General features: G+C 55.5%; 23 protein-coding genes. 14 read left to right on the forward strand and 9 right to left on the reverse strand.

The genetic code is table 11. From position 1 onward, the window contains the following. Nucleotides 1-23 precede the first annotated feature (23 nt). A complete protein-coding gene (locus L9059_RS00625; protein ID WP_247285736.1) occupies nt 24-305 on the reverse strand; it encodes a hypothetical protein in 282 nt (93 codons plus the stop codon). Nucleotides 306-708: 403 nt separating this feature from the next. Between L9059_RS00625 and L9059_RS00630 the strand changes: the two genes are divergently transcribed. Continuing rightward, nucleotides 709-1,077 (forward strand): PilZ domain-containing protein, encoded by a 369-nt coding sequence (locus L9059_RS00630; protein ID WP_247285746.1) that lies wholly within the window; start codon nt 709-711, stop codon nt 1,075-1,077. Nucleotides 1,078-1,686: 609 nt separating this feature from the next. Here the strand turns inward: L9059_RS00630 and L9059_RS00635 are convergent. Genes L9059_RS00635 through L9059_RS00645 form a run of 3 tightly spaced genes read right to left on the reverse strand, consistent with a single transcriptional unit; the run spans nt 1,687 to nt 4,347 of the window. Beyond that, nucleotides 1,687-2,838, reverse strand: coding sequence for a hypothetical protein (locus L9059_RS00635; RefSeq protein ID WP_247285749.1), 1,152 nt, complete (start codon nt 2,836-2,838; stop codon nt 1,687-1,689). A gap of 2 nt (nt 2,839-2,840) precedes the next feature. Next, entirely contained in the window at nt 2,841-3,374 is a 534-nt protein-coding gene (locus L9059_RS00640) for a tetratricopeptide repeat protein (protein ID WP_247285751.1), read from the reverse strand. Nucleotides 3,375-3,426: 52 nt separating this feature from the next. Continuing rightward, the gene (locus L9059_RS00645; RefSeq protein WP_247285753.1) at nt 3,427-4,347 is read right to left on the reverse strand and encodes a DNA replication terminus site-binding protein; all 921 of its coding nucleotides are present in this window, start codon (nt 4,345-4,347) and stop codon (nt 3,427-3,429) included. Nucleotides 4,348-4,544: 197 nt separating this feature from the next. On the opposite strand from L9059_RS00645, the gene L9059_RS00650 reads away from it, so the two are divergent. Both L9059_RS00650 and L9059_RS30780 read left to right on the forward strand, forming a co-directional pair. Then, complete coding sequence (locus L9059_RS00650) at nt 4,545-6,131, forward strand: SEL1-like repeat protein (protein ID WP_247285756.1); 1,587 nt, start codon at nt 4,545-4,547, stop codon at nt 6,129-6,131. Further along, a complete protein-coding gene (locus L9059_RS30780) occupies nt 6,118-6,738 on the forward strand; it encodes a DUF922 domain-containing protein (RefSeq protein WP_428480236.1) in 621 nt (206 codons plus the stop codon). Before L9059_RS00650 ends, L9059_RS30780 begins: the two co-directional genes overlap by 14 nt. A gap of 292 nt (nt 6,739-7,030) precedes the next feature. Here L9059_RS30780 and L9059_RS00655 read toward each other — a convergent pair whose 3' ends face one another. Further along, a complete protein-coding gene (locus L9059_RS00655; RefSeq protein ID WP_247285766.1) occupies nt 7,031-7,828 on the reverse strand; it encodes a hypothetical protein in 798 nt (265 codons plus the stop codon). A 302-nt stretch (nt 7,829-8,130) separates the two neighbouring features. On the opposite strand from L9059_RS00655, the gene L9059_RS00660 reads away from it, so the two are divergent. Continuing rightward, on the forward strand, nt 8,131-9,219 hold the full coding sequence (locus L9059_RS00660) for an endonuclease/exonuclease/phosphatase family protein (RefSeq protein WP_428480239.1): 1,089 nt from the start codon (nt 8,131-8,133) through the stop codon (nt 9,217-9,219). A gap of 47 nt (nt 9,220-9,266) precedes the next feature. Here the strand turns inward: L9059_RS00660 and L9059_RS00665 are convergent, their stop codons facing one another. Both L9059_RS00665 and L9059_RS00670 read right to left on the reverse strand, forming a co-directional pair. Further along, entirely contained in the window at nt 9,267-9,881 is a 615-nt protein-coding gene (locus L9059_RS00665; RefSeq protein ID WP_247285770.1) for a BtrH N-terminal domain-containing protein, read from the reverse strand. 134 nt (nt 9,882-10,015) lie between these two features. Further along, nucleotides 10,016-10,627, reverse strand: a complete 612-nt coding sequence (locus tag L9059_RS00670; protein WP_247285772.1) for a helix-turn-helix domain-containing protein — start codon at nt 10,625-10,627, stop codon at nt 10,016-10,018. Between the two features lie 264 nt (nt 10,628-10,891). Between L9059_RS00670 and L9059_RS00675 the strand changes: the two genes are divergently transcribed. Beyond that, on the forward strand, nt 10,892-13,303 hold the full coding sequence (locus tag L9059_RS00675; RefSeq protein ID WP_247285774.1) for a UvrD-helicase domain-containing protein: 2,412 nt from the start codon (nt 10,892-10,894) through the stop codon (nt 13,301-13,303). Nucleotides 13,304-13,498: 195 nt separating this feature from the next. On the opposite strand, the gene L9059_RS00680 is transcribed toward L9059_RS00675, so the two are convergent. Then, nucleotides 13,499-13,687 (reverse strand): hypothetical protein, encoded by a 189-nt coding sequence (locus L9059_RS00680; protein ID WP_247285777.1) that lies wholly within the window; start codon nt 13,685-13,687, stop codon nt 13,499-13,501. Between the two features lie 955 nt (nt 13,688-14,642). Between L9059_RS00680 and L9059_RS00685 the strand changes: the two genes are divergently transcribed. The 4 genes from L9059_RS00685 to L9059_RS00700 all read left to right on the forward strand — a co-directional run bounded on the left by L9059_RS00685 (nt 14,643) and on the right by L9059_RS00700 (nt 18,713). Then, on the forward strand, nt 14,643-15,377 hold the full coding sequence (locus tag L9059_RS00685) for a helix-turn-helix domain-containing protein (protein ID WP_247285788.1): 735 nt from the start codon (nt 14,643-14,645) through the stop codon (nt 15,375-15,377). A 29-nt stretch (nt 15,378-15,406) separates the two neighbouring features. Then, entirely contained in the window at nt 15,407-16,216 is an 810-nt protein-coding gene (locus L9059_RS00690; RefSeq protein WP_247285790.1) for a ubiquinol-cytochrome C chaperone family protein, read from the forward strand. A 228-nt stretch (nt 16,217-16,444) separates the two neighbouring features. After that, nucleotides 16,445-17,671: a coiled-coil domain-containing protein gene (locus L9059_RS00695; RefSeq protein ID WP_247285793.1), complete on the forward strand. Its 1,227-nt coding sequence runs from the start codon at nt 16,445-16,447 to the stop codon at nt 17,669-17,671. 373 nt (nt 17,672-18,044) lie between these two features. Further along, nucleotides 18,045-18,713, forward strand: coding sequence for a DUF2491 family protein (locus L9059_RS00700; protein WP_247285795.1), 669 nt, complete (start codon nt 18,045-18,047; stop codon nt 18,711-18,713). A gap of 1,177 nt (nt 18,714-19,890) precedes the next feature. Here the strand turns inward: L9059_RS00700 and L9059_RS00705 are convergent. Further along, on the reverse strand, nt 19,891-20,814 hold the full coding sequence (locus tag L9059_RS00705) for a LysR family transcriptional regulator (RefSeq protein ID WP_159897478.1): 924 nt from the start codon (nt 20,812-20,814) through the stop codon (nt 19,891-19,893). Nucleotides 20,815-20,931: 117 nt separating this feature from the next. Between L9059_RS00705 and L9059_RS00710 the strand changes: the two genes are divergently transcribed. From L9059_RS00710 to L9059_RS30585, 5 genes are all read left to right on the forward strand, one after another. Continuing rightward, on the forward strand, nt 20,932-21,756 hold the full coding sequence (locus L9059_RS00710; RefSeq protein WP_159897477.1) for a siderophore-interacting protein: 825 nt from the start codon (nt 20,932-20,934) through the stop codon (nt 21,754-21,756). A 66-nt stretch (nt 21,757-21,822) separates the two neighbouring features. After that, on the forward strand, nt 21,823-22,635 hold the full coding sequence (locus L9059_RS00715; protein ID WP_159897476.1) for a glutathione S-transferase family protein: 813 nt from the start codon (nt 21,823-21,825) through the stop codon (nt 22,633-22,635). Between the two features lie 62 nt (nt 22,636-22,697). Next, the gene (locus L9059_RS00720; protein ID WP_159897475.1) at nt 22,698-23,048 is read left to right on the forward strand and encodes a hypothetical protein; all 351 of its coding nucleotides are present in this window, start codon (nt 22,698-22,700) and stop codon (nt 23,046-23,048) included. Nucleotides 23,049-23,724: 676 nt separating this feature from the next. Then, nucleotides 23,725-24,579, forward strand: coding sequence for an ABC transporter substrate-binding protein (locus L9059_RS00725; protein WP_159897474.1), 855 nt, complete (start codon nt 23,725-23,727; stop codon nt 24,577-24,579). Nucleotides 24,580-24,663: 84 nt separating this feature from the next. Then, complete coding sequence (locus tag L9059_RS30585; protein ID WP_159897473.1) at nt 24,664-26,172, forward strand: amino acid ABC transporter permease/ATP-binding protein; 1,509 nt, start codon at nt 24,664-24,666, stop codon at nt 26,170-26,172. The last annotated feature ends 14 nt before the right edge of the window (nt 26,173-26,186 follow it).

Genomic DNA, 26,186 nt, shown 5'->3' on the forward strand with positions numbered 1-26,186 from the left:
TAGTGTGGAGGTACTGCCCCTTTTCAGACCTCTTTGGCGATATTTTTCGCCCACTGCAGAGATTTTTCGTGATGACGCACTGCAGAGGCGAAAGATCGCTGTGCCTTTCTAAGGCGCAGGGCCTCAAAGATCCCCGGGTTTTGACGCAGCCGGATAGTGTGCGGCCCCATGAGAACGCCAAGCACCCGGTCGTAAAGATCGAGTAAGCCGGGATCGCTAAGACCGTTGACGGCTGAAAGGGTTTGCTGGTGAGCGATAACAGCGTCACTGATGAGCTTCTGCTTCCAGAGTTTGTATTGAGTCACGCATATCCTCCAGTGTGATTACCGCATCGTCGTTTTCGTGGGTGGGGACAGACATCAGGCCCAGGCCTGCTGGAGAGCATTCGAGCCAGCAGGAGCGGCTCCCTCGCGAGCGCTCGTTGGTGGGGAGAATACCTTGTGCGGAATCCCCTGCCAAAACCTCACATTGGATCTGTGTACTGCTTGTTGTCCTAATACGACCGGCGCGGCTTGGGGTTTCTACACGGGTAACAGTTAGGTCCTAGGAGCATCAGGTAGAGATTCCAGGAGCGTGTTTTGGTTAGCAGGCCATTAACACGCACGATAGTATTCTGTTACCTGGTGGAATCCAGCCAAAGCGTGGTCTCGGAATTCTGCGTCGCAGATATCGTCAGGACAGATCCTCAAATTAGTTATGGAAGTACAGATGAATGCGTCCAGTCGTCGACACACACGGTTCGTTATCCCTGAAGAGGCTTTGCCTTCTCAAAAAATCAAGGGGAAGGGCCTGCTTGGTGGGCTTTTGGGTTGGGCCGACTGCAGAGTGAGAGATCTGTCGATCGCGGGCGCGCTGGTCCTCACCGCAAAGAAGAAGGGCATTGGGGACCCAATCGAGTTGAGGTTTACCCAGAGGAATGGAAAGGAGCTTCAATTCGGAGGAAAGGTCGTCAACTGCGGTATTGACCATCGAACAGGTAAATTCCAACTCGGGATCTCGCTCACCGAACAACTCCCGCAATCTCCTGAGTACGCATTTCTGCATAGTCTGTCCATGACGTTCCAGGAGGCGCGCTGAGTGCTCGGCTGTCAATGATCCAACTACAGCCCTAGAAGTAAAAAGGCCCGACCATTTGCATGGACGGGCCTCTTGTAGGTCGAGGAAAAACAGCGGCACCCATAGGCGTTGGATGTAGAAGGGGGTGACTTAGGAGTTAGGAGTTCTAAAGCCTATGCTTTCCTCAAAAAGCGGTTTCGGATTATCTCAATCCTCAGGGCGTGAGCCCGATGGACATATTCTGTATTATCCACGGCGCCTTGGGAAGACGAGGACCAACGAAATAGGGTGTTATAGGCTGATATCCTCTATGAATGAGAACAGCTTCACACTTGGTAGATGGCGCTTGAGTCATGCGCTTATGATCGATTTGACCAGACGGAAGCTGAATGGTTCCTGTCAATTATCAACAAAATCCGATCTGTCCCGGTCAGGCGCCAATGACTGCGGCGTTTGAACGCCGACGTCCGCGCTTTTTGGGGTAGGAAGGTACTAAAAAGGATTAACTCATAAGTGCCAAAGGCCGGAGTCAATTCTTGGTTATTGTTAGGGCATGTCCACTCCCGGCACGCCCTTACCTTGCGTCAATTGGTAACTAATTTCGCACGCGTGGTTGTCAATTGTTCGAAATTATCCCATCACTGGTTTGCCAAAGATCCGGCGAAGAATCGTGGCACCTTGGGGTTGGGTTTCAGGAACCAGCTGGACGACGCTGAAAATCGTTCCTGTCGCCTCAGAATTGTAGGCGAACTGCAGGTTGTGATTCTTGAGTCCAACAAACGCGTTGGCCTTCTGGAGGGTCAGATTCATTTGCGGATTGTTGGATGGCGGGGTAGTGCGGTCGAAACCAAACACCAGACGCGATGCGAATTTATTCCAAAGGGCGCCGTCGGGATGAGCAATGACTAGCGTCACGTTGATGCCCGCTTCGCTCGCCAGCTTGAGCCCGGCCGAGATGCTTTCATCGTCCCGGGCAACTGCCACACGGTCAATGATCAAGGTCCTACCGCGGGTTGATCCCTCAATCAATGCCGAATAGTGAGCGGCGACCAGCTGCTCGAGCGTGTAGAGGGACTCTGGAATGATCGAGACTGCTAGGTGGTGGCTTGGATTCGTGCGGCGCGCGCCCAGGAGATAGGAGCTGTGATCTTCCGACAGGGGTTTTCGGAAAACGTCATGCCCGCGGCTATATCGGTTGATGTAGTCGTCTCCATCTTTGGCCGTTCGAACTACAGCAACTTGGAGATCCTCCAGACGGTTCAGGCAGATCTCTTGGTCAATCCATTGCGAGGTATGAGTCGGCTCGTTATGGATGATCAGAGTGTGGCCAGAGTAATCGCGACCAAGCAGGTACTGAGATGGTGGCATAAACCCGGTGCGGAGTGTGAAGCGCGCCATCTCAGCCGGGTCGGGCGATGTAGGATCGATTTTGTCCTGCGTCGCATACTCCGTCAGGGCATCAAAGCTTGAGAAGCCCCACATGGTGGCGATCAGCGTTCCTTGTGGGTGGCCCTTACGCACATCGACCAGGTTGGGTGGCAATGGGTCCATGTTCATGGCCATCCGCAAAAACTCCATCATCTGAAGGCTGCGGTCCGGGATGGCTTTAATTTCGTGGGGCGACTTGATGATCTGCAACCCATTGATGGGATCGACAAGCTTGTCCGAGGCTACATCCAGGCTACGGTGCCCATACGCGCGGGCAACGATGACGTTCGCATCTTCCCTGGTCAATCCCAGGGCCTTTTCAGCCACAAGGCGTTCCCACTGCTCTTTGTACATGCTCATGAATCCAGAAGGTTGGTGATAGGCTGGTGACGCTCTACGAAACTAGCGTATGCGGCGTAGAGCGCTACATCCGAGTGACTGCTGATCGAGTTTGCGAGAAGCCGATATGCACGACGCAGGTCAGGCTTGATATCCGTGTGGCCATGTTCGACCAGCTTGACCAACTCTAGAGTGGCTTTTACGTAGCCAGCGGACGCCGCGCGCTCGATGTATTGAATGCCCTTGGACGTATCGGCCCCGGCGCGCTGTTTCATGACGTGCGACATACCATACGTAAACAGTGCATCAGTGGACGCTGGCTTCGCGACGCATGCCAGACGCAGCCAATGGTCGGCGCGTGTCGAATCAGCATCAACGCCGATACCTTGATTCAGGCAGCGAGCGACCTGAAACATCGCTTTGCCATCTCCTTGTTCAGCAAGGTTCAGCATGTCCCGGTAGGCATTTGCGCGGCAGCGTTCGTCGCGGGATTGGAGATCACGCGTGAGGCTTGCCAGGTGCAGGGTGCTGCTATTTTCATGACTTTGCATTGCTAGGTTCTGCCTTATTCTTTAGAGGGCGCATTGGCGTTTGAGCATCGGATCACTTCCTTCCCTCACGATCGCCTTTCTTCAGGTACTTGAACACTTTCATACTTTCGATGTATGGCTCTCGCTCTATCTTGACTCGTGTGGATCCCGCATCGCTTTTCTCATGTGGTGTGTAGGTCTCCAGATCCTTCACTTCCGGTTTGGGGCACTCAACGTCATAGACGAAGGGTGTCGGGGCAACCACGATCTTTGGCTTCGCGTCACCATTCTTGAACCGGCAGCGAATGTGCGGCGTCACGGGCCTGGTAATGTAAACGTGCTCATCGTGCTGCAGCGTGCTCAACTCCCTGATCGCAATCAGCAGCTTGTGCTCAACCGCGCCTTCGGCGAAGTCCTCATAACTAGGCATATACAGCCTTTCGCCCTTAACGGCTTTTTCCCACATTTTTATGAGATCGCCGACAAGATGGCGATGGCCGCTAGCGCCTGTGTCCCAATAGAAGAAGAGGCGCTGAGGATCGCTTAGCACATGCGTCGTCCGCATGGCTTGTATCGGAGAGATACCCTTAAATGTCCTCCACACCTGCCGGCGATTCGTTTCTGGGATGCCGATCAGGTTGGCCAGTTCGGTACGTAGCGCGTTGGTCTGAATGACCTTCTCGAGTGCATGGGGGGGTAATCCGATAGCGCCAGGAACACGTAGAGTCTCCTTGGCAGACTGCTCTTCCTTTAGGTAGATACTGGTCAGCACCTCAATAGCGGCCTCGGTAGCTTCCTCGCCGCCAAGCTTGTGGACCTCAATCGAGTCCTCCACTCGCACCTCACGGCTTTCCCTCAGCTTCATTCCGTAGAGAGCGTCGACACGCACTTCATGTACTGATGCTCTGAGCATCTCGCGTAGCGCATCGAGCTCTTGCTTGAGCTTTTTGACGAGGCTGATTGCTTCGCCGCTAACGCTGTAATGAAGTTCCATTCGCCACTCCACTTGGTTCCACAAAGAACACTGTAACGCCCCGTTGAATTTCGACGAGGCCTTTTGGATAGACCTTGAGTATCGCTTGGATACACTGGTCCTACTATCCAAAACTGGGGGGCGGAATCTTGTCACTGGCAACAGCGTTTAAATCCGCGAAGAATCTAGGCGCTCTAACCGAGGCATGGATACAGTTCGTGAAGGTAGAGTTGAAAGCTCGACAAGCTGAGACCACAGTCAAGTTGCAGCTGGACAGCGCAGCTTCGATGGTTGCTCCTGCGGCGCTAGTGGCCAGTATCGTAAGCATGGCCAACCTGTCTGTCCCCGGGCGCCCTGTGCGAGTGCTCCTGATTGGTTCAGATCCTCTCATCAGGTTTGATAAGTCTGCCTGGGCCAGCCTTGCTGGTGAGCTGCTTGGAGCACCAGGTTCTGTTGAGATTTTCCTGACGGCCGACGAAGATGTGAAATCGGATTTCTCCCACTTGGCCAAGACCCTCGAGCTAAAGTCCTGCCGCGTTCTGTGTCATGAGGATGCCAGGGAGGGGAGGGGAGAAATGGTGGATCTCGCAATCTGGCTTCATCCCGCCAATGAGTCCAGCGACCCAATCGAGTCAGAAAACAAAGTAACCGCTCTAGCATTGGCCAAGACCCACTCAGTCCCGACTTATTCGGGTTCGTTCAACGAAGTCGATGTGCACGCTCAGAACTACCTTCTTCATGATGATGGCATGCAGATCGTGCCATTCGGCGGGGCCGTCCAGCGCGGTTCGCCGGCTATTAATCGCTATGGGATATCGACTGCAGGCGTTGGCGTAGAAGGCGGTTGGGCAGCGATCTTGGGCCGACTTAATCAAAGCACTCCTTTCCTTGAGGCCAAGCACATTTCAGTGGTCCGGACCGCGATGAGGCTGGTGTGTGCAGAAGGGGCGATACACAGCTCCTGGAGCCTTGGACAGCGCATCAACGGCGTCGCGTTCAATCGGATCATTCCGTTGGGCTTGCTTGGGAACATGGCGGTCGATCCACAGACCGGGCACCTGTTCCGCCAAGATGAAGACTCTAATGAGCTACGCCTCATCGGGCACCTTTGGGCGGATGAGCTCAAGACTATGCCAGTGGGTAAGAACGACCTTCTGCTCTGGGCCAGCGGCCTCAAACTGGCATTCCAATCCGATCTACCGAAGGAGGATGCGAGGCGCAAGGAGGCTATTCAGGTCCTAGAAGAGGGACTGGCCGCAGGTGTTCTTCCGGCTGGGATTGCGCTTGCTCGCTGCTATGAGGCCTCCAAAGGAGAAGGCAGTAATGAAAAGGCCAGTGCGCTGTATGCCGCCGTTGGCGATCGCCATCCGCTTAGCTCTTACAGTCTTGCGTACGAGGCAATTGAGCGCGACGACGAGAGTGCTGCTGAACGTCATCTTCGCACCGCGGCGGGATTCGGCTACCCGGTAGCAATGACCGACCTTGGTAAGCTGCTGTACAGCACTGGACGCACTCAGGAAGGGGTACAGCTGCTGGAGAGTGCCGCAAGGGCCAAGGAAGCAGAGGCGAACTATGAGTTGGGCGAACTCTCAGCGAGAGGAGGGCATCTCCAACCGGCGCTGGAGTACTTTCGCCAGGCTTGGACGTATGGCCATACTGAGGCTGCAAAGCTGGCGGCTGAAGTGGCGCAGTACATGCTGGCCCAAAGCATAGGTAAGCGGTCGTTGATCAAACGGGAGCTTAAAGAGATCAGTGCCTGCCTGACGAAGCTGGATCGACGACTGGCGGCTAATGTGCCCAAGTAGCCAGACAGACCCAAGGGCCTGGGTTTGCCGTGCACTGGTATTCGGTTGCCTTCTGACTTGTGGCGCTGTCCCCGTGCTCGGTGCCACAGCCCCAATCGTGGACTCGAAAATAGAGACATATCCAGTGTCCGGCGAGTCGATTGCCGAGATTCAGCGATCGATCGCCCGGAACACGCCTAGTCGGAGCGGTGACACTTATTACGCCGGGGTGACGATATGGAGCCTGTCCGCTACCTACAGCTTGATTCCGACCCCACAAGGCTGCCTCATTGACAATGGGGATGTGTTCCTCAAGCTGCGCGTCCACCTCCCCAAGCTCACGAATGACTTGATCAGCGAAAGAGTGCGGCGGGAGTGGCAACGATTTGTGTTTAGCCTGGATGCCCATGAACGGCACCATACCCAGAACGCGTATCTTGCGGCGACATCCCTGCTGGCCAAGATTAACGGGAGGCACACTGATGTTCCTTGCTCACGGGCCAAGGTAATCGCGGAGAGTGCCACTAAAGCTCTGATCGAGCGCATATCTGCGTATGACAAAGAGTTTGACCATCAAACCCGCCACGGTGCGTCCCAGGGGGCCTTCCTAGACCCAAACGTGCGGTAAACCAGGGCGGTGGTCGGGAAGGAAGGTCTTTGGCACAACACCATGAGTGGAGGTTGCGCGTATGGAGTGGGCCTATGGGTTGCCGGCACTGACGCCGCCGTCACCCTGTTTGCCTACACTAAGGCCCTAAGTACAATCCTGAGGACAGACAGAGGCGCCTGAACTCAGCAGATTCCGAATAAGGTTTCAGAGCAGTAAAGTCGCGAAATTGTACGCCTTAATCAATGCGGGCAAACAACTCCCGCGTATTCACCCTAGGACAGGAGGCAATCGGCCAAAGGGCAAATCATTATCACTTCCACCAGAGTCCTAGCGCTAAAGCAATAATGCTGCCTAACCACAATCTCCAAAGACGGGAATGCGATTTCTCATAAGCTTCTATAGTATGGGCCTTAGTTTGAACCACTCGCTCCAATTTCTCGATCTGCTCCTCTAATGCGCGAGCGGCAGCGTCCTGGCCATTCATAGTTTTATCAATGGATTGAACGGTAATTTTCTTTTTCCAGCCATCATGGGACTTCAAGTCGGATACTTTCATTGGCATCGACAACCCGGCCACAACACCGCTATTCAATGGGTTGGTAGAAAACCGAACGCCAAAATTTGCGTAGTATTTGTTGCGTCTCAGCTGGTTAGTAGGCGTGGCATCAACTTCAGCAACTTTGATGGTTTCGACAGGCAACTGGGGGTCGAACCCCTTAACCCAGCGGACTATGACATCTTGCATGAAGGTCCCAACCCCGTACCCTTGCATCCTGTAGGCGACCATGACGCTCTTGTTCGTAATTCTGGCACTTTTGTTTACTGTGTCGACGGTGCCACCCATGCGGCTAACGTGTCCATGGGTCAGCTGGCCAAGTTGAATCGGCCCACTGATATAAACAGCCACGACATCGATTTCGGCAGATTTATGCAGTTCCCCCTGCACTTGAAATTGGCTCAGCCGCTTCGTCGTCGTGATCAGAACAATGTGATCGATTCCCGAAGGATCAATAATCTTAAGCACTTGGTGCTCAACGTTGGTATCTGTAGTTTCTAAAGACATGTAAGCCTTAACAACGAAATGGGTTAGGTCTGTTAGCGAAGGCATGCAGTTAACCTTGCTAGTCAACTCCGCGACTGGCCGCTGATCTGCCCTGCATTCGATATCAGGTTACCGTGAACACTGGAATCTACAAGCGGCACCAGTGAAAGCAGGGGCTTATTTTTCGGTGGGGACCGCGATTGGGTGGGTAGGGCAGAAGCCCGCTGAGTTTTGATTATGGAAGGCATTAGCTATCGGATATGGTGCCCAGCACTTCCCCGCTAAGATTCGCCTGCGGGCCCAACGATTCAACTTTTTCTGGAGCTGTAGATTTGATTAGATCTTTATTGCTGTCTGTCCTCATGGTAATGGGCACAGTCGTCTCAGGTGTGTCCGTCGCTGCGCAAGCTCGCGTCGGTACCTGGAACGCGATGCGTTTGGGCAATGGTGAGCAAAAGAGTTACGAAGCCATGGCTGCGATCGCCGCCAACCTGGACATTTTCGCGCTCCAAGAGGTGATGAATTCCGAAGGTGTGGAATCGCTGCAAGCTGCTCTTGAGAAGCGAACGGGGGAAAAGTGGAGTGTGCTCTCATCTAGCCCAGTAGGCAGTCGCAGCTACAAGGAGATGTACAGCTTCGTTTATCGGGACTCTGCTGTGGAGTACCTGGATGGGGCCGTCTCCTACCTGGACCGGTCCAACATCTTTATTCGCGAGCCATTCAGCGCCACGTTTAAATCGAAGCTGGACGGGGGCATCTTTTCGCTCGCGACAGTCCATATCGTGTACGGCGCGAGTCCCGCCGTCCGAATCCCGGAGCTGCAAGAGTTAGGTAATTTCTGGACCTGGCTTGAGCAGATCTACCCGGGCCAACCAATCATATTGATGGGTGATTTCAACATGCGGCCGGACGATCCGGCTTTTGAAAGCCTGCGAAGCCACGCGATACCACTGGTAACCGATGGTGCGAGCACGCTATCAACGACCGACAAAAAGTTCGCCAACCTGTACGACAACGTTTTTGTTAACGTTAGGGCACGCGCTCTAATCTCAGGGGTGGGGATCGTGAATTTCCCTGCGATGCTCGGCTGGGACCACGTCAAAGCTCGACAGCACGTATCTGATCACGCACCAATCTTCTTCCAGATGGGTAAAGCACAACTGCCGGCGGCTGTGCAAATGGTCTACCCGCAAGGTCCGACTCAGAAGGGTCGCCAAGTGCCGAATGCCGTAGCGGCAAATGACTCAGTGTTCACCCGCGAGGTGACACATGCCGTCGGTGGACAGGCCTCCGTTCCCCAAGCCCGGTCTGTACACGGGAACCGTAATTCGCTGATTTACCACCTGGCCAGCGGCTGCCCCTCTTATGACAAGATCTCGCCGAAGAACCTTGTGGTTTTTTCCAGTGAAGCCGACGCGATCTCCCAAAGCTATCGCAAGGCGGGAAACTGTCATTAGCAGGTCCACGACTGAAAGCAGTGCGAGCCCTACCCAGGGCTCGCTCTTCAATTACTTGAAATCTGGATCTGGTTGATGTTGTTAGGGTAGACGGTACGGGTCGTGATGCCAGCAACGTCAATTGTGGTGTTGAAATACCGCCCGGTGCGTTCATCCGCCCGTTCAGTGAACCCGTGGTGAATTAGGGTGTTCGAGCACGCTACAAGGTATTTACCCTGCGCGTCATCCCTTCCCACGATAGCAATCCAATGCTCGCCCATCCCGCCGAACTCAAATTTAGCGGCTCTCTTCACGCAAAGAACAGCCACGCTATTGCTGAAGTCCATAGTCGCAAGGGAAGGAATATCGACGGCAGCGACGACAGGTGAGTCTCCCGGTGCTTCCTCAGTCATCACGGCGATACTCGACGCGATGAAGGCCCGCTTGACCGCGGCGTCCATCGCATCAGTGCGTAGCCCAAAATCGCTCCCTGTCCCTAGTACAAAGTTATGGAGCGAGGGGGTGTTGCCGATTACCACCTTCCACTTGTCATCGTGATCTTTGGTGAATTTTGCAGCTGGTGCCTTCGGCTGCGTGAGCGCTTTGTAGGCGTTGAATAGCGAATAGATTAGGCACAATCCATCAAAGTTGCCTTGGGCAAGCACACGCTGAATCTGCTTCAAAGTAGGATTCCATTCGGGGGAGATAACTTAAGGTTACACGACATTTAGCTGCTCCCGCGTCTGCTGCGTGGATGCCAGCATGCGCCGGCCTTACCCGAGAGGCGTCAGGTTCTTGCGGGGGGCTGGCTGTGGCATCAGCGGCCCACAGCCACGTGTACCAGGGTTTTACGTCCGTGGATGGAGATCAAGCCTGCCCCTGAGAGCTGTTTCAATACACGACCAACCATCTCCCTCGTGCAGCCGACCATCGCGGCGATCTCGACACGAGTATTTGTCAGCATGTATCCGTCGGGGTGAGTAGTAGCACCCGGCAACCCACAGAGCTCGACCAGGGCGCTCGATACTCTTCCGCGCACGTCAAAGAATGCAAGCTGGCCCACCTTGCGTAGAGATCTCAAGCTTGTCCGCGAATGCTCCCCGTAAACTGCAAAAATTCCGGCGGGATCGTTGGCGCATTTCTCCGCTAGTTGTTGGGCGGTCAATCTGATGACGACGCACTGCGTTTTTGCCAGCACATACATGTCGATCTGGTTATTCGCGCTTCTGTCTTGGCTGATGCTCCCGAAAACGTCCCCCGGCGCCAGATGCGTGACGTTGAGTTCGTTCGCTTGATCCTGGTCGACTACCTGCAACGCAGCGGTTCCGCTGGAGAGCAAAAAGAGGGAGGGTTCTTCGGAAGAGAATCGCATCACCGATTCACCGCGCTCATACGTTGACGCGATCCCCGATTGTTCAAATATTGCCATTACGCGGTCTTTTGCAGACGCCTCGCTCGTGTCGCAGTGTGTCATTGGTTGCTCCGTACGCATGTTGCTCCAATCACGCAAGTGTGTTGCATGGGGCTGGGCCGTGTCTTTAAAGACAATACCCAAATTGAGTATTAGCCCGTTAACCAAAACGGGGTCTCAGAAATTTATGGCCATGAATTCCAACTATGTGTTTTGGCTAGCGCCTGGCCACCATCGTATTCAGAATCGGGGCATTCCCTCCTTCTGACAGGACAGCATGCAGTGAATCACCCTGCCGAGCCGCCTTTCGATTTAGACCAATTGCCAACCCCGCAGCGTCTGGTTGCTCAGGCACTCATTCTCGGATTGGATTACCTCGGGGCGCGACACCCAGCATCGTGGGAGCATGGCCGTGTTGCTGGACTTGCTGCATCCAGCCTGGAGCCGTCATCCCCTGGCGCTAACAAACAGGCGGCGAAGCTGACGTTCGGATATCCAGAGGTCGCTCATCACCGGCCGGCGAAAGAACAGGTGATGTTCAGCGCTGAGCGCCTCGCTTTGACGGCTGAGATTCGGGCGGCGATGCGGGATGATTGCGCGGAAGGATTGCCGAAGGGTGCGCAACCGACAGCTGAACAGTGGAAGGCTATCCTCTCAGGCTCCCCAACGACGCTAGTTACTGGCGGAGCGGGGACGGGAAAAACCAAAACGCTCCTAATGAGGTGCGTTCTTCTGCACCGGTACCTGGGCGTCCCCATCAATCAGATCCGTATTTTGACTTTCAGTCGGGAAGCTCGAATGGAGCTTGCGAGTGATCTACGGGCGCTATTCGCGGTGTTTGATGTGACGCTGACGTCATCCGACAGCCTCATGATCGTTAAGACGGCTCGATCGACACTACTCGAACAAGTTCACGCCCTGCCAGACCTCGCTCGCGCAATACCCTTAGAGGCCTTCTCAGGGACCGATGGCGACGTTGCATCGTTACCGGATGGCAGACCCTTCGAGCCTGGGCTTAATGCACGTCAGCGCGATGAAATGACCAAATGCCTAAATCAGCTATATCGATCCAACAAGGTGTTCGCGGAGATCTACCAGGAGTTATGGGCGTCGGCGCTCAGGCTTCCTCGCCTTGAGGTAGATGCGCCAGAGGTGGTTAAGCGTGCTCCTTTGGGCTGGAAGCAGAGTGAAGTCGATACAGAGCTCTGCGACTCCGTGGAGGGGCTCTGGCGCAAAGCTAAGGCTTGGCCTGTTGACGGCATTACTGTCGGGAGAAGGGCGTTCACGCTCCGGGGTAGAACCTACAGTACGCACGGGTACATTCCGCACCTGAAGGCACACGTCGTATTGGGGTTTGACCGGAGTGAAGGACGAAACCTGGCACGAAACCCAACCGCGAGGATGGAGCTATACAAGGAAGTCGCTATAAAGAAATCTTTGTTTCAGGCGTACTTCCCAGAGTGTGTGATCCACCTGGATTCCTATGAGGAGGCTACAGACCTTGCCGCTGCACTAAAGGCCCTTGGAACAACGGCCCCTTCCTTTCGGTATGCACCCAAAGGCGATGATGGTCAGCAGCCCATCATCGACTCATTCAACATCACAGCGTCGCTCCTGGACGCACTCGGGCTCGAAGTCGCCAGCGTAGCTGGCAGAATGAATTTCCTTCCGGACGATACCGATGCACTCTACTTCGAGGCCTTGGATATGTACTGGCAGGCGCTAGAGCGCCAGTTACTTTCCCTACCTTCCCCGGTGATTCCATTCGGACGGCTCTTCACCCTGTTTAGTGACCAGCATCCAGACAATCTCCGTCATTTGCCTTCCGATGTGATCGGCCAGTGCCGTCACGTGCTGATCGATGGCGCGGAAGATCAGACAGTGCCCGTTGCTGGTTGGCTGCGGGCGGTGCTTTATGAGTTGCGCAGGCGGGACGCTAATCAGCCGGTAACCGCTGGGCTGCTGTCGACCGTGACTTTGGCCGGCGACATCAGCCAGTGGATTTATGGCAGCTTCGGCACTTCCCCTCGCATGATTACGGAATTCGACGAGTTATTCCCGTCCACCGTGCCGGCTACCAGGTCCGTGCTCACGGAGTGCTTCAGATCATCTCAGCAGATTGTTGATGCTGGCCATAATCTCGTTCGAAACCTCACGACGGGAGCGATTCGCGTCACAAAGTCGGTGCGGAGGGTGGAGGCTGGTGAGGCTTTGCCGGTGCAGATGTATGGTGATGACCCGGGTAAGTTGAAGCTGCTGTGTGAGGAAGCAGCCAAGCGCGGGTTTAAAATGCTCATTTTGATCAACGGTCCCCAGGACACCCAGTGGGTGGATGGTGCGGTGGGGGATTTAATCAGGCAAGACAGGGCAGGGGGTGGGCGGAAGATTCGCGTTCGCAGCTATCACAAGGCGAAGGCTCTTGAGGCTGATGTGGTTGTGATGGTTGGGGATCCGTCTGCCGGACAGTCGAGCTGGCATCGCAACCAACTTTTCAAGTTGGCAGGTTTCAGTTCTGGTGGGGACTCGACGCCCGGCGATACAGTTCAGCATGGAGAGGCGCTACGCCTGGCCTATGTGGCGGTATCGCGGACGCTTGTCGCGTGTCACTGGTTTATGACCGGGAGCGAGGAGGGTACCCGGACTGCCTCTGCTCTAGTTACTCTCCTGCCGGGACTGTTCGAGGATCGGAGGTAAGCAAGCACTTCCTCTCTTCTACTTTCCTGAGGGCTGTCAGGGCGGCTCAATTACCGTGCTCACAACGCCACAATTCCTTTGCCAGGGCCTGCGTACTAAGTTGTGTTTTCCCATTACGGTGCATGCTTGCGAGTGCGGGTAGCTCACTCAACCAACGCATGTGTTTGAGCGGATAGTTGTTCGTAGATGGCGACCTCAGATCCTGCGCTTCCAGAGATGCGTCATGTACCAAATCAGCCCAAGAATGAATGCTACAACCATGCCTAAAGATAGCTTCTCGCCATTATTTGCAGTCCCACCAATGACTGAAGTGAAAAGGCCGAACGCTGCGGATAAAAATAAAAGCAGCATCAGCACGGACATGGCAAATTTGAACTGGTTCATTCGTACATAAACTCCTAAATCGTTTTCGGTTGTTCAGGTATACAGCCTAGATTCTACATGCCTGAGAGATGTTTTTGGCTGGTCCACTGTGAGGGTTTACGGCCTAGCGCTGGTCGACACGGTGGCTGGAGGCCACGGTGATATGGTTCCGTTAAGTTCCTTTGTGGGAATTTGCTGGTGACTCTTCTGCCCGGTCCGGAGCATCGAAATGCGTGCCGCTACTGCAGCCTAAACTGTGCGTTTACGGCGGTGTTAGAGGTGAGCGGCCCAGACGTATATCAGCGCTGTCCATGCTTTCGTTCTCTATTCCTTGACCCATCGACCCAGGCAGCGCCTATTGGGGCATCGGGAATGGGTATTCCTGACCTACTGGTATCTAGGATAACGGGCGCGCGCGAATTCCCCAATGCGAAGTGTCAATATCCCACAACATTCGGCACTGCGACCCAAGCGCATCCTCTGCTCCGGAACCTGACGTATTTCAGCTTTATGGCCGTCACCTTGTGCGCGGTGGGGGCTCCCCTCGATGAACCATGACCGCCGTGCTCACACGAACGGCCAACTCATGGGCTGCGTCTGCATACGCGCCATAAATGCACTCTGCCAACCTTAGCGCAGTGGTGTCATTTCAGTACCCGCCACCAAGTGCTGTGCCTGACGGAAAGCGTTCAAAGCTTCCACGGCTCCTGGGCGTTGCCGGTCAATAATTTGCGGGCCGGTCACTTTACCTAGGCAAGACAGGATGATGTTTCGGTGGTGGCCGTGGCCCTGCCTTCTGATACGGGATGCGTTCAAAGGCGATCGGTCCGGCCGCCGCATGTCATAGGCCATCGGTGGTTGTTAGTGCATGGGCGTCTCGCAGTACTGGGTCCTCACGCCTGCACGGTCATACGAGAACCTGAAGCGTGTGGGATAGCACGGCCGCCACCAAGATTTAGGCTGCAGACTGATCGCAATGGAGCATCCGCACTCCATCAAGGCGAAGAGGTGGATCGCGCACGCTCCAGGCGTGCTGGCAATTACCCATCCCTCGCCTTACTCTTCCCGTCATCGAATTAGGGAGGTCATTATGGATAGCCAGCGAACAGAAAGCCCAATCCATCAGCTCGGACGCTACTTCAGCGAAAATCTCAACGCGGTGCTGGCGGTCGCTGGCAAGCAGCGTGACCGCGGCGCTCCAGGGCCTGTTACTGCCGCCAGGCTGCAACGCGAGACAGGCGTGGCGCGCAGCACGCTCCGTGCTCTCAAGTCGCTCGATGGTGACACACCTGCGAATCCTGATCTCGACACACTTGATCGGATTGCCAGTGCATTAGGAGTGCCTCCCGCATTCCTTCTCATGCGTCCTCAAGATTGGTTAGCTCTTGGTAACGCGCTGGGGGATGCCATCCAGTACGTGCCGGTCGCCCAGGACCTTCAACGTGACGGTCAGTTAGACGCGAGGAGTCCGGTTGAGAGGGTTCTGCGTGAAGCCAAAATGCATCCCGATAGGCGACCTCTGGGTTTGGGCGCTTCGCCAGAGGTTTCACGCGCAAATGCCAGGGACGAATGGCGCCGTCGCCACTGCCTAACGCTCGATGCGTTGATGCTTCGAAAGGTTAGAGCTCCCAGCCAGCGCATTGCACTGGCAGCGATTGCCGGTGCGCTGGTTAGCCGCGGCACACCAAACGATCCGAAAATCGAAGACTAAACCATCCCAATTTCCGCAGGAGTTTCATTATGACGATGATTCATGATCCCGACCTCTCAGAGGTATTGATGAGCGCCAGTGCGGATGATGTCCGCTTGCTGATTGACGTAATCACCGACAGCGGCAAGGGGCGGATCTCGTTGGCCTCATCCGTATGCGGTCAGTTGGTTGCGGCTACGAAAGGGCAAATTACTGACTTCGACCGCGGTCTTGTGGCAGAGGAGTTGACGCGCTTTGGCGGCAACTCCTTGATGAACCTTTTCCGCGGCGGCAGCGGCGTTCCCTACAAAGAAATGCTCACCGATGTGGCCGGCCACGTTGGCGTGCCCAAGCTCAACACGGCCAGTTGCGCTGGAATGGAAATGGCCATTATCACGAAGGTGATCGAGCAATCGCTGAGTCGTATGAGCGAGGAAGACAAGGCGACCTTCTTCGAGTCCGTAGGGGCTATCTATCGCCCTGGGGCTGGACCAGCAGCGCTAGCCGCGCTGATCGCAAGCCTAAGCGCCTCTGGAGTGGCTTCCTACTCACTTGCCGCAATGGTCGCGAGCGCGACGATGAGCAGCCTCGTTGGCAGGGGAATCGTCTTCGCGAGCGGCACGACACTGGGAAGAGGGCTCGCGGTACTCACTGGCCCTGTGGGTTGGGCGATCACTGGCATCTGGACCGCCTTCGACCTGGCAAGCCCAGCCTATCGGGTAACCGTACCGTGCGTCATTCAGATCGGCTACATGCGTCAAAAAATGCTGCTCAAACCTACATGCCATAGCTGTCACTCGGCACTCGCCGCCGACAGCAAGTTCTGTGGCAACTGTGGCGCGCCTGTAGCAAGTCACTAACTACTTCCTCCAATTTGTTTCCTGAGTGCTCGTTTATGAACCAGACGCTATCACCCCTCGAGTTCTTGCTGGTCAACGTGATCTGCTTTGCTGCTGGCGCTGTCGTGGTTGTCACTCTCCATTTGGCAGGGAAGGCCGTTTACCGGGCCGGACAGCGCAGCCCAAACTGAGCCGCGTTATCTAACCAAATCCTCATCCGGCGAGCGGAACAAATAAGGGACTAAAAATATGTACAGTAATGTGCACGCAACTCAGTTACAGAAACAACGCGTTTGTGCTGGACAGATAGTTTTGGAAATTGGGCGCCGCCAGGCCGAATATGACTGGTTTTCCGCCTTCGATTTTGAGCAGGCCAGCACTAAGCTGGCCTCTCTCAAACGAGCGGCCTCGGCCGGCGAATCGCGTTTGGCAGAGCTTACAATTGCGATCGATTCCAACCAGAGTCGGCTTGATACGCTCAAGTCCTCATCGGACGGCTGGCTGTCCATCGTTTGGCGCAGCTCGGAACAGACCGTTGCCCATCGTCAGATCCCGGAGATGCACAAGCGGGTCGCTTTGCTCCGCGAATCGGAGCGCGGTGAACGGGAGATGCTAGACAAGTATGAAAAAGAAGAATTTTGCTTAAGCGCCGATTTGCGGCGTTACCGCGCCTTCAAACCACTTGAAGAGCAAGCGACGATAACCAGCTTGGGTGTGGAATTAGCCCGGCTGCAAGAAGAGATCGAGCAGACCCGTGCCGCAAGTGAGAATTGGGAAGCCACCGTTGGGGATGTCTTGCGCCAGTGGAAGCAATCAGAACTGGTGTTGGCAAAAATTATGAGAGATATCAGGCAGGCTGAAGCATTCGAGCAAGATCTGTCGCGCGCCGCAACCTCCAGGGATAAAGCCATCATCCACCAAACCTGCGAAAGCCAATTCGGGAATAGTAGACCAAGCAGCGTTCTGAGCGGGCTCCGCACCCAACAGCGCAAACAGACGCGTGATGCCGAGAAAATAGAAAGCCGACTGATTGACGTAATCCGCCTGGTGGAAAAGCGGATCGAAACACTGATCATCGATGGCAACAACCTCTGCTATGAGCCTGTGGAGAATGCAAAAGGCCGCTTCATTGGGCTCACCGCCTTGAAGGCTTTAGTGCCGCACCTTTGCAGGACCTACAAGGTGTCTGTGATCTTCGACCCGGGCATTCGTCAGCGTATCTCCATGGATGACGCGTCCCTGAGGGAGATATTCCCTGAGGCCAAGGTAATGGTGATGCGTAGCAAGGCCAAAGCAGACGAGGGCTTGCTGGCTGCGGCCGAGTTCGACAAGAGCGCATACATCATTAGCAACGACAGGTTTGCTGACTACCCCGAGCACCCAGCTGTTCTAGAGCGCCGGCTTCTGACCCATATGGTCCATCCGCGATCAATACAGGTCCAGCAGCTTCAGTTAAACGTGCCGTACGAAGTGTGACCGTAGGGCATTGCAAATATCATTATTCCGCCGAAATTGCTTTCTGATTTGTCCGGCTGTTGTCGCTCAGCCTGGTGCGGGTTAAGCCAATGCCAGGCGTCTTTTTGCACGAACGCGGCTGTTCGTGATTGGTCTTTCAGATCTGGCCACAGGATACGAACTTACTCCACAAGGCATGGCGCACGATCAGATCGGTGTCCGGTTTATTCCAGTGCGCCGTGCACGACTCAGGGCCGTTCGCCGGAGCTCCCTAGACGTCGTTCTCGCCCCAGGGCTAAGCATCTGCCAAGGTTGAATTTCAAAGCACCACTTTGGGTGGCACAAAGCCTCAAAACCGCTAGGGTAACCCCTTGATTTAGGACAGGAGGTTGCGATGAGTTGGTTAAAGCGTGTTTTGGGCTTTGGTGGTCCCAAGCCGGCCGGCAAAATCAAGAGTCCCGCGCGTGCCGCTGAATTACCGCTAGGGCTCTCACGCACGCGCATGATCAGCCTCGATCGCAACCTGAAACAATTGCTGATCGGGGAATCAGCCGTCGTAGTCCCTGACGACGAAAAGGTTTGGGCAGTCGGCACAGTCTATTTTGACCAGGGTAAACGGATCCTTCGCTTTTACCTCGAGAACAAAGGTTACTACGTGCTCTTTGTGATGGATGGCCCGGGCCCGGATGATATCGAAGACATAATCCTTTTCGAGTACTCGGAGGTTAAAACCGTTGCTAGCAGGGCTGAGCTTCGACACCTGGTTGGGCCCGGATCAAAAATCGGCGTCCCCTATTACGAACTTGATGACGCCGAATACACGCGCCAGTGGGGGGATGAGGACGGTCATACCGAAATGACGCCTATGACCGAGCAGGTCGTAGATGCAGAGGAGAAATCATACTCGGTCAGGCATCACAGTATTCTCTACGCGCGAGATCTCAAATTGACCAACCGCCGCGAGTATCTCTTCTTCTCCGCTGAGGAGAATGAGGAAGGTTGCGTCTCCCTGTCGACCGCTATCGGCGTCACTCTCAAGATCACTGATATTGCGGTCGCCTGAGAGCATGGAAAATGCGATGCGTTTTGGATGTTGCTCTCTGGGACAGCAGCGTTTCCGTCTTTGTCTTGTATATGGTCATCGTCTTCTTGTGGAACTGTTTTATGACGCCTAAACCTCCATTCAAACTAGGTGACTGTATGACCCTGAGCCACCTGGGCCCTGGGTTCTTCATTGCTGCAGGCAAGGGTGACTTTGTGACATCAACGAAGGTTGCGGAGGCGGAACTAGTCGCGTTGGGCTATGCCATAGGTTCCAGACGGCTTCACGGTGAGTTTGGGTTGTACTGGGGCGGCAACCACGTAGCCGATCTATTTAGTTCCGTTGAAGCCCGGAACGCGTACGCCAAATCATTCCTGTCCAAGGCCGCCGAGATTCCCGGGTCGATGTTGGCGTGGTGGCATCTCTGATGAGTTCTCCTGAACCAGCGATATCCGTTCCGACGGCTGTTGATTGTGCACGCGCCCTAAATGGTCGGGGGTTCTCCACGCTGACGGAAGAAGAGTTGATCCAATACCGATTATTTCGTGATGAAGGCCTTAAGTTCGGGATCACAATCACCGTTCAGGTGCTGAATAGCTGCGACCAAATTGAGGATGAGTTAGCAGCGGCCTCATTGGCTCAGCGGGAGTCCATCTACCGCCGTGAGCAAACACAGGTTGGTGTCGCAATAGCCGGCTCCCCATGGTGTTGGGGCTAGCTTCGCTCGCCGGCATTTTGAGTGATTACCAGGTGGTCCGGTGTTCTCTACCAGTTAGTCGACATGCTCCTGGTTGAAGAATTGGGCGGCATTCAGAAAGCATTGCGGCAGCGAGATCCCGGCCATCGGCTGAGCATGTCCTGGGGGTCAGGCTCGCCGCGCGGGACGATCCAAGTGAGGTGTGTGGATGGGGCCTGATATCGACTGCGCACTTGGCCCAGCCACTCGCCCATCGAAGTATCTGATTCCGCTTGCGAAATTGCAGTCCACTTGACCACCCGTTTACATTCGACCTGACCAGTCATTTGCATTTCGTTCTGACAACCGATTGCATCGGATTTGACCAGCACGCTCTACAACCATGATCGGCAGAGAACGGCCAAAACCGGTCAGTCGCCACAGGCAGAAATCGGCCATATCCTCAAAAACTCGGGGTTGCATGAAAAATTATACGTTTCGACTTCGTGAAGCTTGGGGAGGTCAAATGGCAGTCTTGCCTGCATCTTCGTCTTGGGCGCGCATTGCGTTAACCCGAGTATGCAGAAAATCCACAAAACGCATCGATAGCGAGTTGCGCGAGACGTTGCTCGGCCAGACGGCGTAAACACCAGCCGAGGACAACTGCCAATCCGGCAGCAGTTCGACTATTTGCCCGCTTGCTAGTTCTTTGAAAACGAAAAAATCAAGCGACGCAAAAGCCCCAGCGCCGGCCAGTGCAAAGCGCTTGGCAGTTTCCGCGTGATTCGTAGACAGGCGTCCTGCTATCGGCACACGGTACGTGGCGTTTTGAGGCCCCGTTAAATCAATGAAGCTCGGCAGCATAGTTTCGTAGACCCATGGCCAATTGAGCAGGTCGGCCGGATGTTTTGCTACGCCCATGCGCTCGATCAGTTCCGGTGCAGCGCACAGGCGCCGCTGTACAGTGAACAACTGGCGGGCGCGAAGTGCGGAGTCCTTTAGCCAGCCTATGCGGATCGAAACATCAAATCCTGCTTCAATCTGATTCTTGCGGTCATCGTCTAAGCACAGCTCCAACTCCACTGCTGGATAGGCGTCCGCGAACGCCAAAACATCGTCTACGAATGGCCCTGAAGCCAGCATGGCAGGCGCGCCAATACGTAAGCGGCCCTTAAGTTCACTCTGCCGATTGGCCACGCTATTGAGGCCTTCTTCGGCGGCATCCAAGGCGCGCGCGCAGGCCTCGTGAAACACGCGACCATCGTCGGTGAGCGACAGTCGCCGAGTGGAGCGGTACAGCAACGCGCAGTCCAGTCGGCTTTCCAACCGAGAAACGTGGTGGCTAATGACTGACGCTGACAACCCTAGCCGCGTAGCCGCCCCTCGAAATGACCCCTCCGCGACCACGGTGGCAAAGACGGCCATGCTACGCAGATCATCAATCATTGTTCGATTTTATGAGTTAAAGAAACTCAATTGTAGCAACTAATAAAACATGGCGTGCCCTGCAACAATCTTATTTCTCAGCAACACCGATCATTAATTCAAGATAGGGCACCCAGCATGAGCATATCTCCGCAGAAGGCAGCGCCAGCCCCGACAGTGCTCGGCGCCGCAAGCACCAGCGAGGCACCTGTTCGGCGCAAGCCGATACTGCGCCCAGTCAGCGTGCGCGCTATTGAAGACCTCGGTCCGCGGATGCGCCGCGTGACTTTTTTCGGCGACAGCCTCGAAGGCTTCGGCCCTGCCAAGCCGGGAAGCCACATCAAACTGTTTTTCGGTGATCTGCCGCTCGACTGGCAGCCGCAGCCGGGTCAGCCGCGTCCAATAGCGCGTACTTATACCCCCCGACACTTCGACCCAGTACGCCGCGAACTGGTGATCGACTTTGTCCGCCACGGTGAGGGCGTGGCAGCGCAATGGGCGGAGCAAGCAAGAATTGGCAGTACGTTGCTGATCGCAGGGCCAGGGGGTGGACAGGTATTTCCGCAGGAGCTTCGCCATTTGCTGTTGCTAGTTGATGAATCGGCCTTGCCGGCGGCGGGCACCATCCTCGACCACTTGCCGGCGCATTGCTTGGTGACGCTGTATGCCGAAGTGTCCGACGCTGCCGATCAGATCAACCTCAGCGAACGGCCTTCGACAGACGTGCGCTGGTTGCACCGGTTGCCCTCGCGCGCCGCACCCGGCAGCTTGCTGCTGCAGACGGCACGCAGTCTGAGTCTGCCCGAGGGAGCCATGTGCTGGGTCGCTTGCGAGGCGACCGCCATGCGTGAGATCAGGCGCGTGTTACTGAACGAACGCAGCCTGGAGCGCACACTACTGGTGACACGCGGTTACTGGAAAGCTGGCGCGAGCGACCACCCTGATCACGATATGGGTGAATGAGGCCCGCAAGAATTCTAATCCATTTCCGCGCGTGCCACTGCGCCTCAGCCAAACAGGAGTATCACCATGCCCATACTGAACACCAACGAGTCCGAGGTCCTCAAGCTGAAGGGGCTTCACTTGTACCACGCCAACATATCGAACTGTTCAATGCGCGTGCGATGGCTGCTGGATGAAAAGGGGCTGAGCTGGACCTCTCACGAAGTGAATTTAGGGCGCCAGGAGAACCTGGAGGATTGGTATTTAAAAATCAATCCCAAAGGACTGGTGCCCGCACTGGTCGACAACGGTGTGCCTGTGACGGAGTCGAACGATATCCTGTTCTATCTGGAGAAGAAATTTCCACAGCCTTACTTCACGCCCGAAGGCCAGACCGAGCAAGAGGCCATGAACGACTGGGTGGATCTGGCTACAAAAATACACATGAAGGCCATCAAGACCTACGTATATGGGACCATGGGCGCTGCCACGAAAAAACGCTCGGATATGGCGAGGTACGCCGAGATCGAGCCGGACAAGGAGCTGGTGAAGTTCCACCAGAAAGCCCTCGACGGCTTTTCCAGAGAGGATCTCGAAGCAGCTGTTGACCTGCTCAAGTCCGTGTTTGCCCGTATGGAAGCCCGTTTGAAAGACCATGAATATCTTGTCGGGGATCGAATGAGTCTGGCAGACATTGCCTGGGTTCCACAGCACGTATTGCTGTCCCGGGTAGGGTTCGATTTCTCACCGTATCCCAGCATCCCTGCTTGGGCAGAGCGTTTCAGTCGTCGTCCCGCTTACAAGACCGCCATCACGGACTGGCTGCCCAAAATTCCCATGTGGTTGATGGTTCCGGTGATGAAATTAGCATCGTGGTGGCGGGGTCACTTTACCAGCTGAGCAGCGTGACACCTGTTCACTCGCCTCAACGCGCTTTCAACCCATATTCAGGCAGAACTACCATGTTTCGAAAAATCGTAGCCATCCTCATGTTCGTTTCATTTGTCGCCATGTCGACCTCGGGCCTGTTGATGTTCGTGATCAATCGCACTTCGTTCACGCTGCAAATGCACCCGGTGCACAAGGTGTTTGGTCTGGTTTTGGTGCTAACCGCACTGGCGCACATCACGCTTAATTTCCGCAGTTTGAGAGCACACGCCAAGGCACGCGCCGCCGCTATCACTGGGGCGATGCTGGTGGTCGCACTGGTTGGCCTTTATGCGGTGGCTATGAGCAATAGCGTACCAGCCGACACGGCCGCAGCACTTGACGCACTCGCCCAAAAGGCCGAACAACAAATGGAAGGCCAGTAGCCCTTGCATTACAGCAAGTAGCTCGGCCATTCGTGGCTTAGCTACAAGCAAGGCAGGCAGAAACTACCATCGGCAACAGGCTAGGATTTTCACTCCCCTCGCTGGCCAGTCAGGGTCTACCGCGACGGCCTGAACTCTAGTTCTGAGCGGTACTAAAAGTGGGAGGATTACCGCGGGAAGTAGACCTGCGTCGGCTGATCTAGGAACAGGTTAGGCGAGATATTCCACAACTTCTGGCCCTGTAGCCAGTGAACTCGTCTCAGCCCGGTCGGCTATTCCAGCTACTCAGGAAGTGTCTGGCCGCGCAGCCCAAACAGAGCCGCAATGTGTCCTCTTGGGGCTGGGGTCAGCATCAGTAGCGGTGGTTCATTGGCATTGTTCACACTGCGCTTGAGAGCTGCTTCGTACAGTGTGCTCATCAGCGATTGCCGTTGCGCCTCAGCAACCACTCCCCCTCCCTGCGCAGCAAGCCATATCACTGCCCCACGACGTAGCGCTTGGTAACGAATCGCACCACCTTGGTGTTACCGCGCACACATAAAAGACGTTCCGCAGACGTAAAAACACTCAATAACGCCTTTAATTAAAGACATGGCATGATATTAGCCTGTGTTTAATTACTTGATTGTTGAACAATCTAGTCGCTGCGTAATTTCCATCAAACTAGGATACGAACATGCAAAAAGGTCTGATAGGCAAGAAAACCAAGCGTAACCTGACGCTGACGATCGCCCTGGCTTGCGTGGCGCCGCTACTGTCTGCCGCAGAGATCAAGGGCACGCTGAACCAGGGGGAACTGCTGGTAGGCTCCGACCTCACCTACCCGCCCTACACCTATCTTGAGCAAAAGCAGCCAGCAGGCTTCGACCCTGAGTTTATGGCGTTGATGGGCAAGCAACTAGGGTTGGAGCCGCGCTTCCTCGATACCCGTTTCGCCAACCTGATACTGGGCGTCAATGCCCAGCGCTTCGACCTAGTCGCCTCGGCGCTGTATGTCACCCCGGAGCGCAGCAAGCAGGTGGATTTTCTCAGCTACCTAAAGACCGGTTCCTCGCTGATGGTGCTCAGCACCAGCGACTTCAAGCCACAGCAACCGGAGGATCTTTGTGGCAAGCGTGTGGGCTCAATCATGGGCGCGTCTTGGATTCCGAAGCTCAACAAAGTTTCCGCCGAGCACTGCCTACCCTCAGGCAAGCCGGCAATCCAGTCCCGTGAATTCCCGACCTCGCCCGAAGTGGCTCAGGCCCTGCTGGCCCATGCGATCGATGTACAGATGGAAGACCCTGCGGTAGCCAAGATCACCGTAGAAAAACTGCAGGGCAGGACCATCATCAGCTCCAAGGAACTGATCTATCCAGTGGTCATTGGCCTAGCCGTGAGAAAGAACAACCAGGCACTACTGGAGAAGCTGACCACTGCTTTCGCCCAGATCAAACAGAGCGGTAGCTACGGCGAGCTGCTCGCCCGCTACAACCTGGCCGAACCGAGCGCCAAAGAAATCCGAGCAGCGCTAGGCACCAGCGCACCATGAGACACCGCTATTGGGCGTGCCCAATAGCGGATACATCGATCTTTTCCTGCTTGCACAAAGATCACAGCAACGTGGAGTAAGAACATGCAATTCGATTGGCACTACACCTTGAGCCTGTTTTGGAACGGCGACTTCTGGCGAGCCGTGGCGACAGTGGTCGAGCTGAGTCTGGAAACCTGGCTGCTAGGGATCGTTCTCGGCTTTTTCCTGGCCCTAGCGCGACAGTCGCAGCGGCGCTTTCTACGTGACGCGGCAGGTCTCTACATCTGGTTTTTTCGCAGCCTGCCGCTACTGGTTCTGCTGATCTTCGTTTACAACCTGCCCCAGGTGTTTCCTTCCACCAGCGCGCTACTTTCCAATCCCTACTCGGCAGGTCTTATCGCCTTGGTGCTCAGTGAAGCCGCGTATATCGCCGAAATCCATCGCGGCGGCCTGCTGGCGGTGGTCAAGGGGCAGCTGGAAGCGGGCAAGGCGCTGGGCGTCGGTTATCGCGGCGTACAGCGACTGATCGTGGTACCCCAAGCGTTGCGCGTAGCCTTGCCGACCCTGGCCAATGAATACATCACCATTGTCAAGTTGACCTCGCTGGTCTCGGTTATTTCGTTGTCGGAAATTCTCCTGGTGGGCCAACAGCTCTATACCCAGAATTTCCTAGTCATGGAGACCATGTTCGCGGTGGCCTTCTACTACGTGTTTATCGTCACCGTTTTCAGTCGTCTGTTGCGCCTACTGGAGAATCACCTGGACGTAACCCGACGTAAACCGAAGAGCATCGCCACTGCCGAACTAGGGCAGGTAGCGACCGGGGGAGTCGCCGACCAGGCCAAGCCAGGCGAGTTTGCCCTGCAGGCGCGGGGCGTACGCAAGTCTTATGGCGCGCTGGAGGTACTCAAGGGCGTCGATCTGAATGTGCGCTGGGGCGAGGTGGTGTCGATCATCGGCCCATCAGGCTCGGGCAAGACCACGCTGATCCGCACCATGAATGGCCTGGAAAACCTGGATCATGGCGAAATCACCCTGCAAGGCTTACCGTTCCTGCGCGGCACCAAGGAGCCGGGGGGTGCCCTGGGTAACAAGGTGCATATGCAGGGTATCGTGCATGTCGGGATGGTCTTCCAGAGCTTCAACTTGTTCCCGCACAAGACAACCCTGGAAAACGTCATGCTCGCACCGGTCTATCACGACCATGGTGACGGCGAAGAACTGCGCTTGTTGAGCCTGGCACTGCTGCGCAAGGTGGGCATGCTCGAGCATGCCGGCAAATACCCTCACCAGCTTTCCGGCGGCCAGCAGCAGCGCGTAGCGATTGCCCGGGCGCTGGCGATGCGACCTTCGGTCATGCTGTTCGACGAGCCGACCTCAGCCCTCGACCCTGAGCTGGTCGGCGATGTACTGGCAGTGATTGAAGAACTGGCCCGCGAAGGCATGACCATGGTGATCGTCACCCACGAAATGAACTTCGCCTTCAAACTCTCCGATCGAGTGATCTTTATGGAAGACGGCGAGATTATCCAGAACGCCCCGCCGCAAGAAATGCTTGAGCAGCGCAGCGAGCGCATGACCAAGTTCCTCAAAGACGTACAACTGGCGTAAGCCGTGGGAGCGCA

The sequence above is a fragment of the Pseudomonas violetae genome (assembly GCF_023072615.1).
GTDB lineage: Bacteria > Pseudomonadota > Gammaproteobacteria > Pseudomonadales > Pseudomonadaceae > Aquipseudomonas > Aquipseudomonas violetae.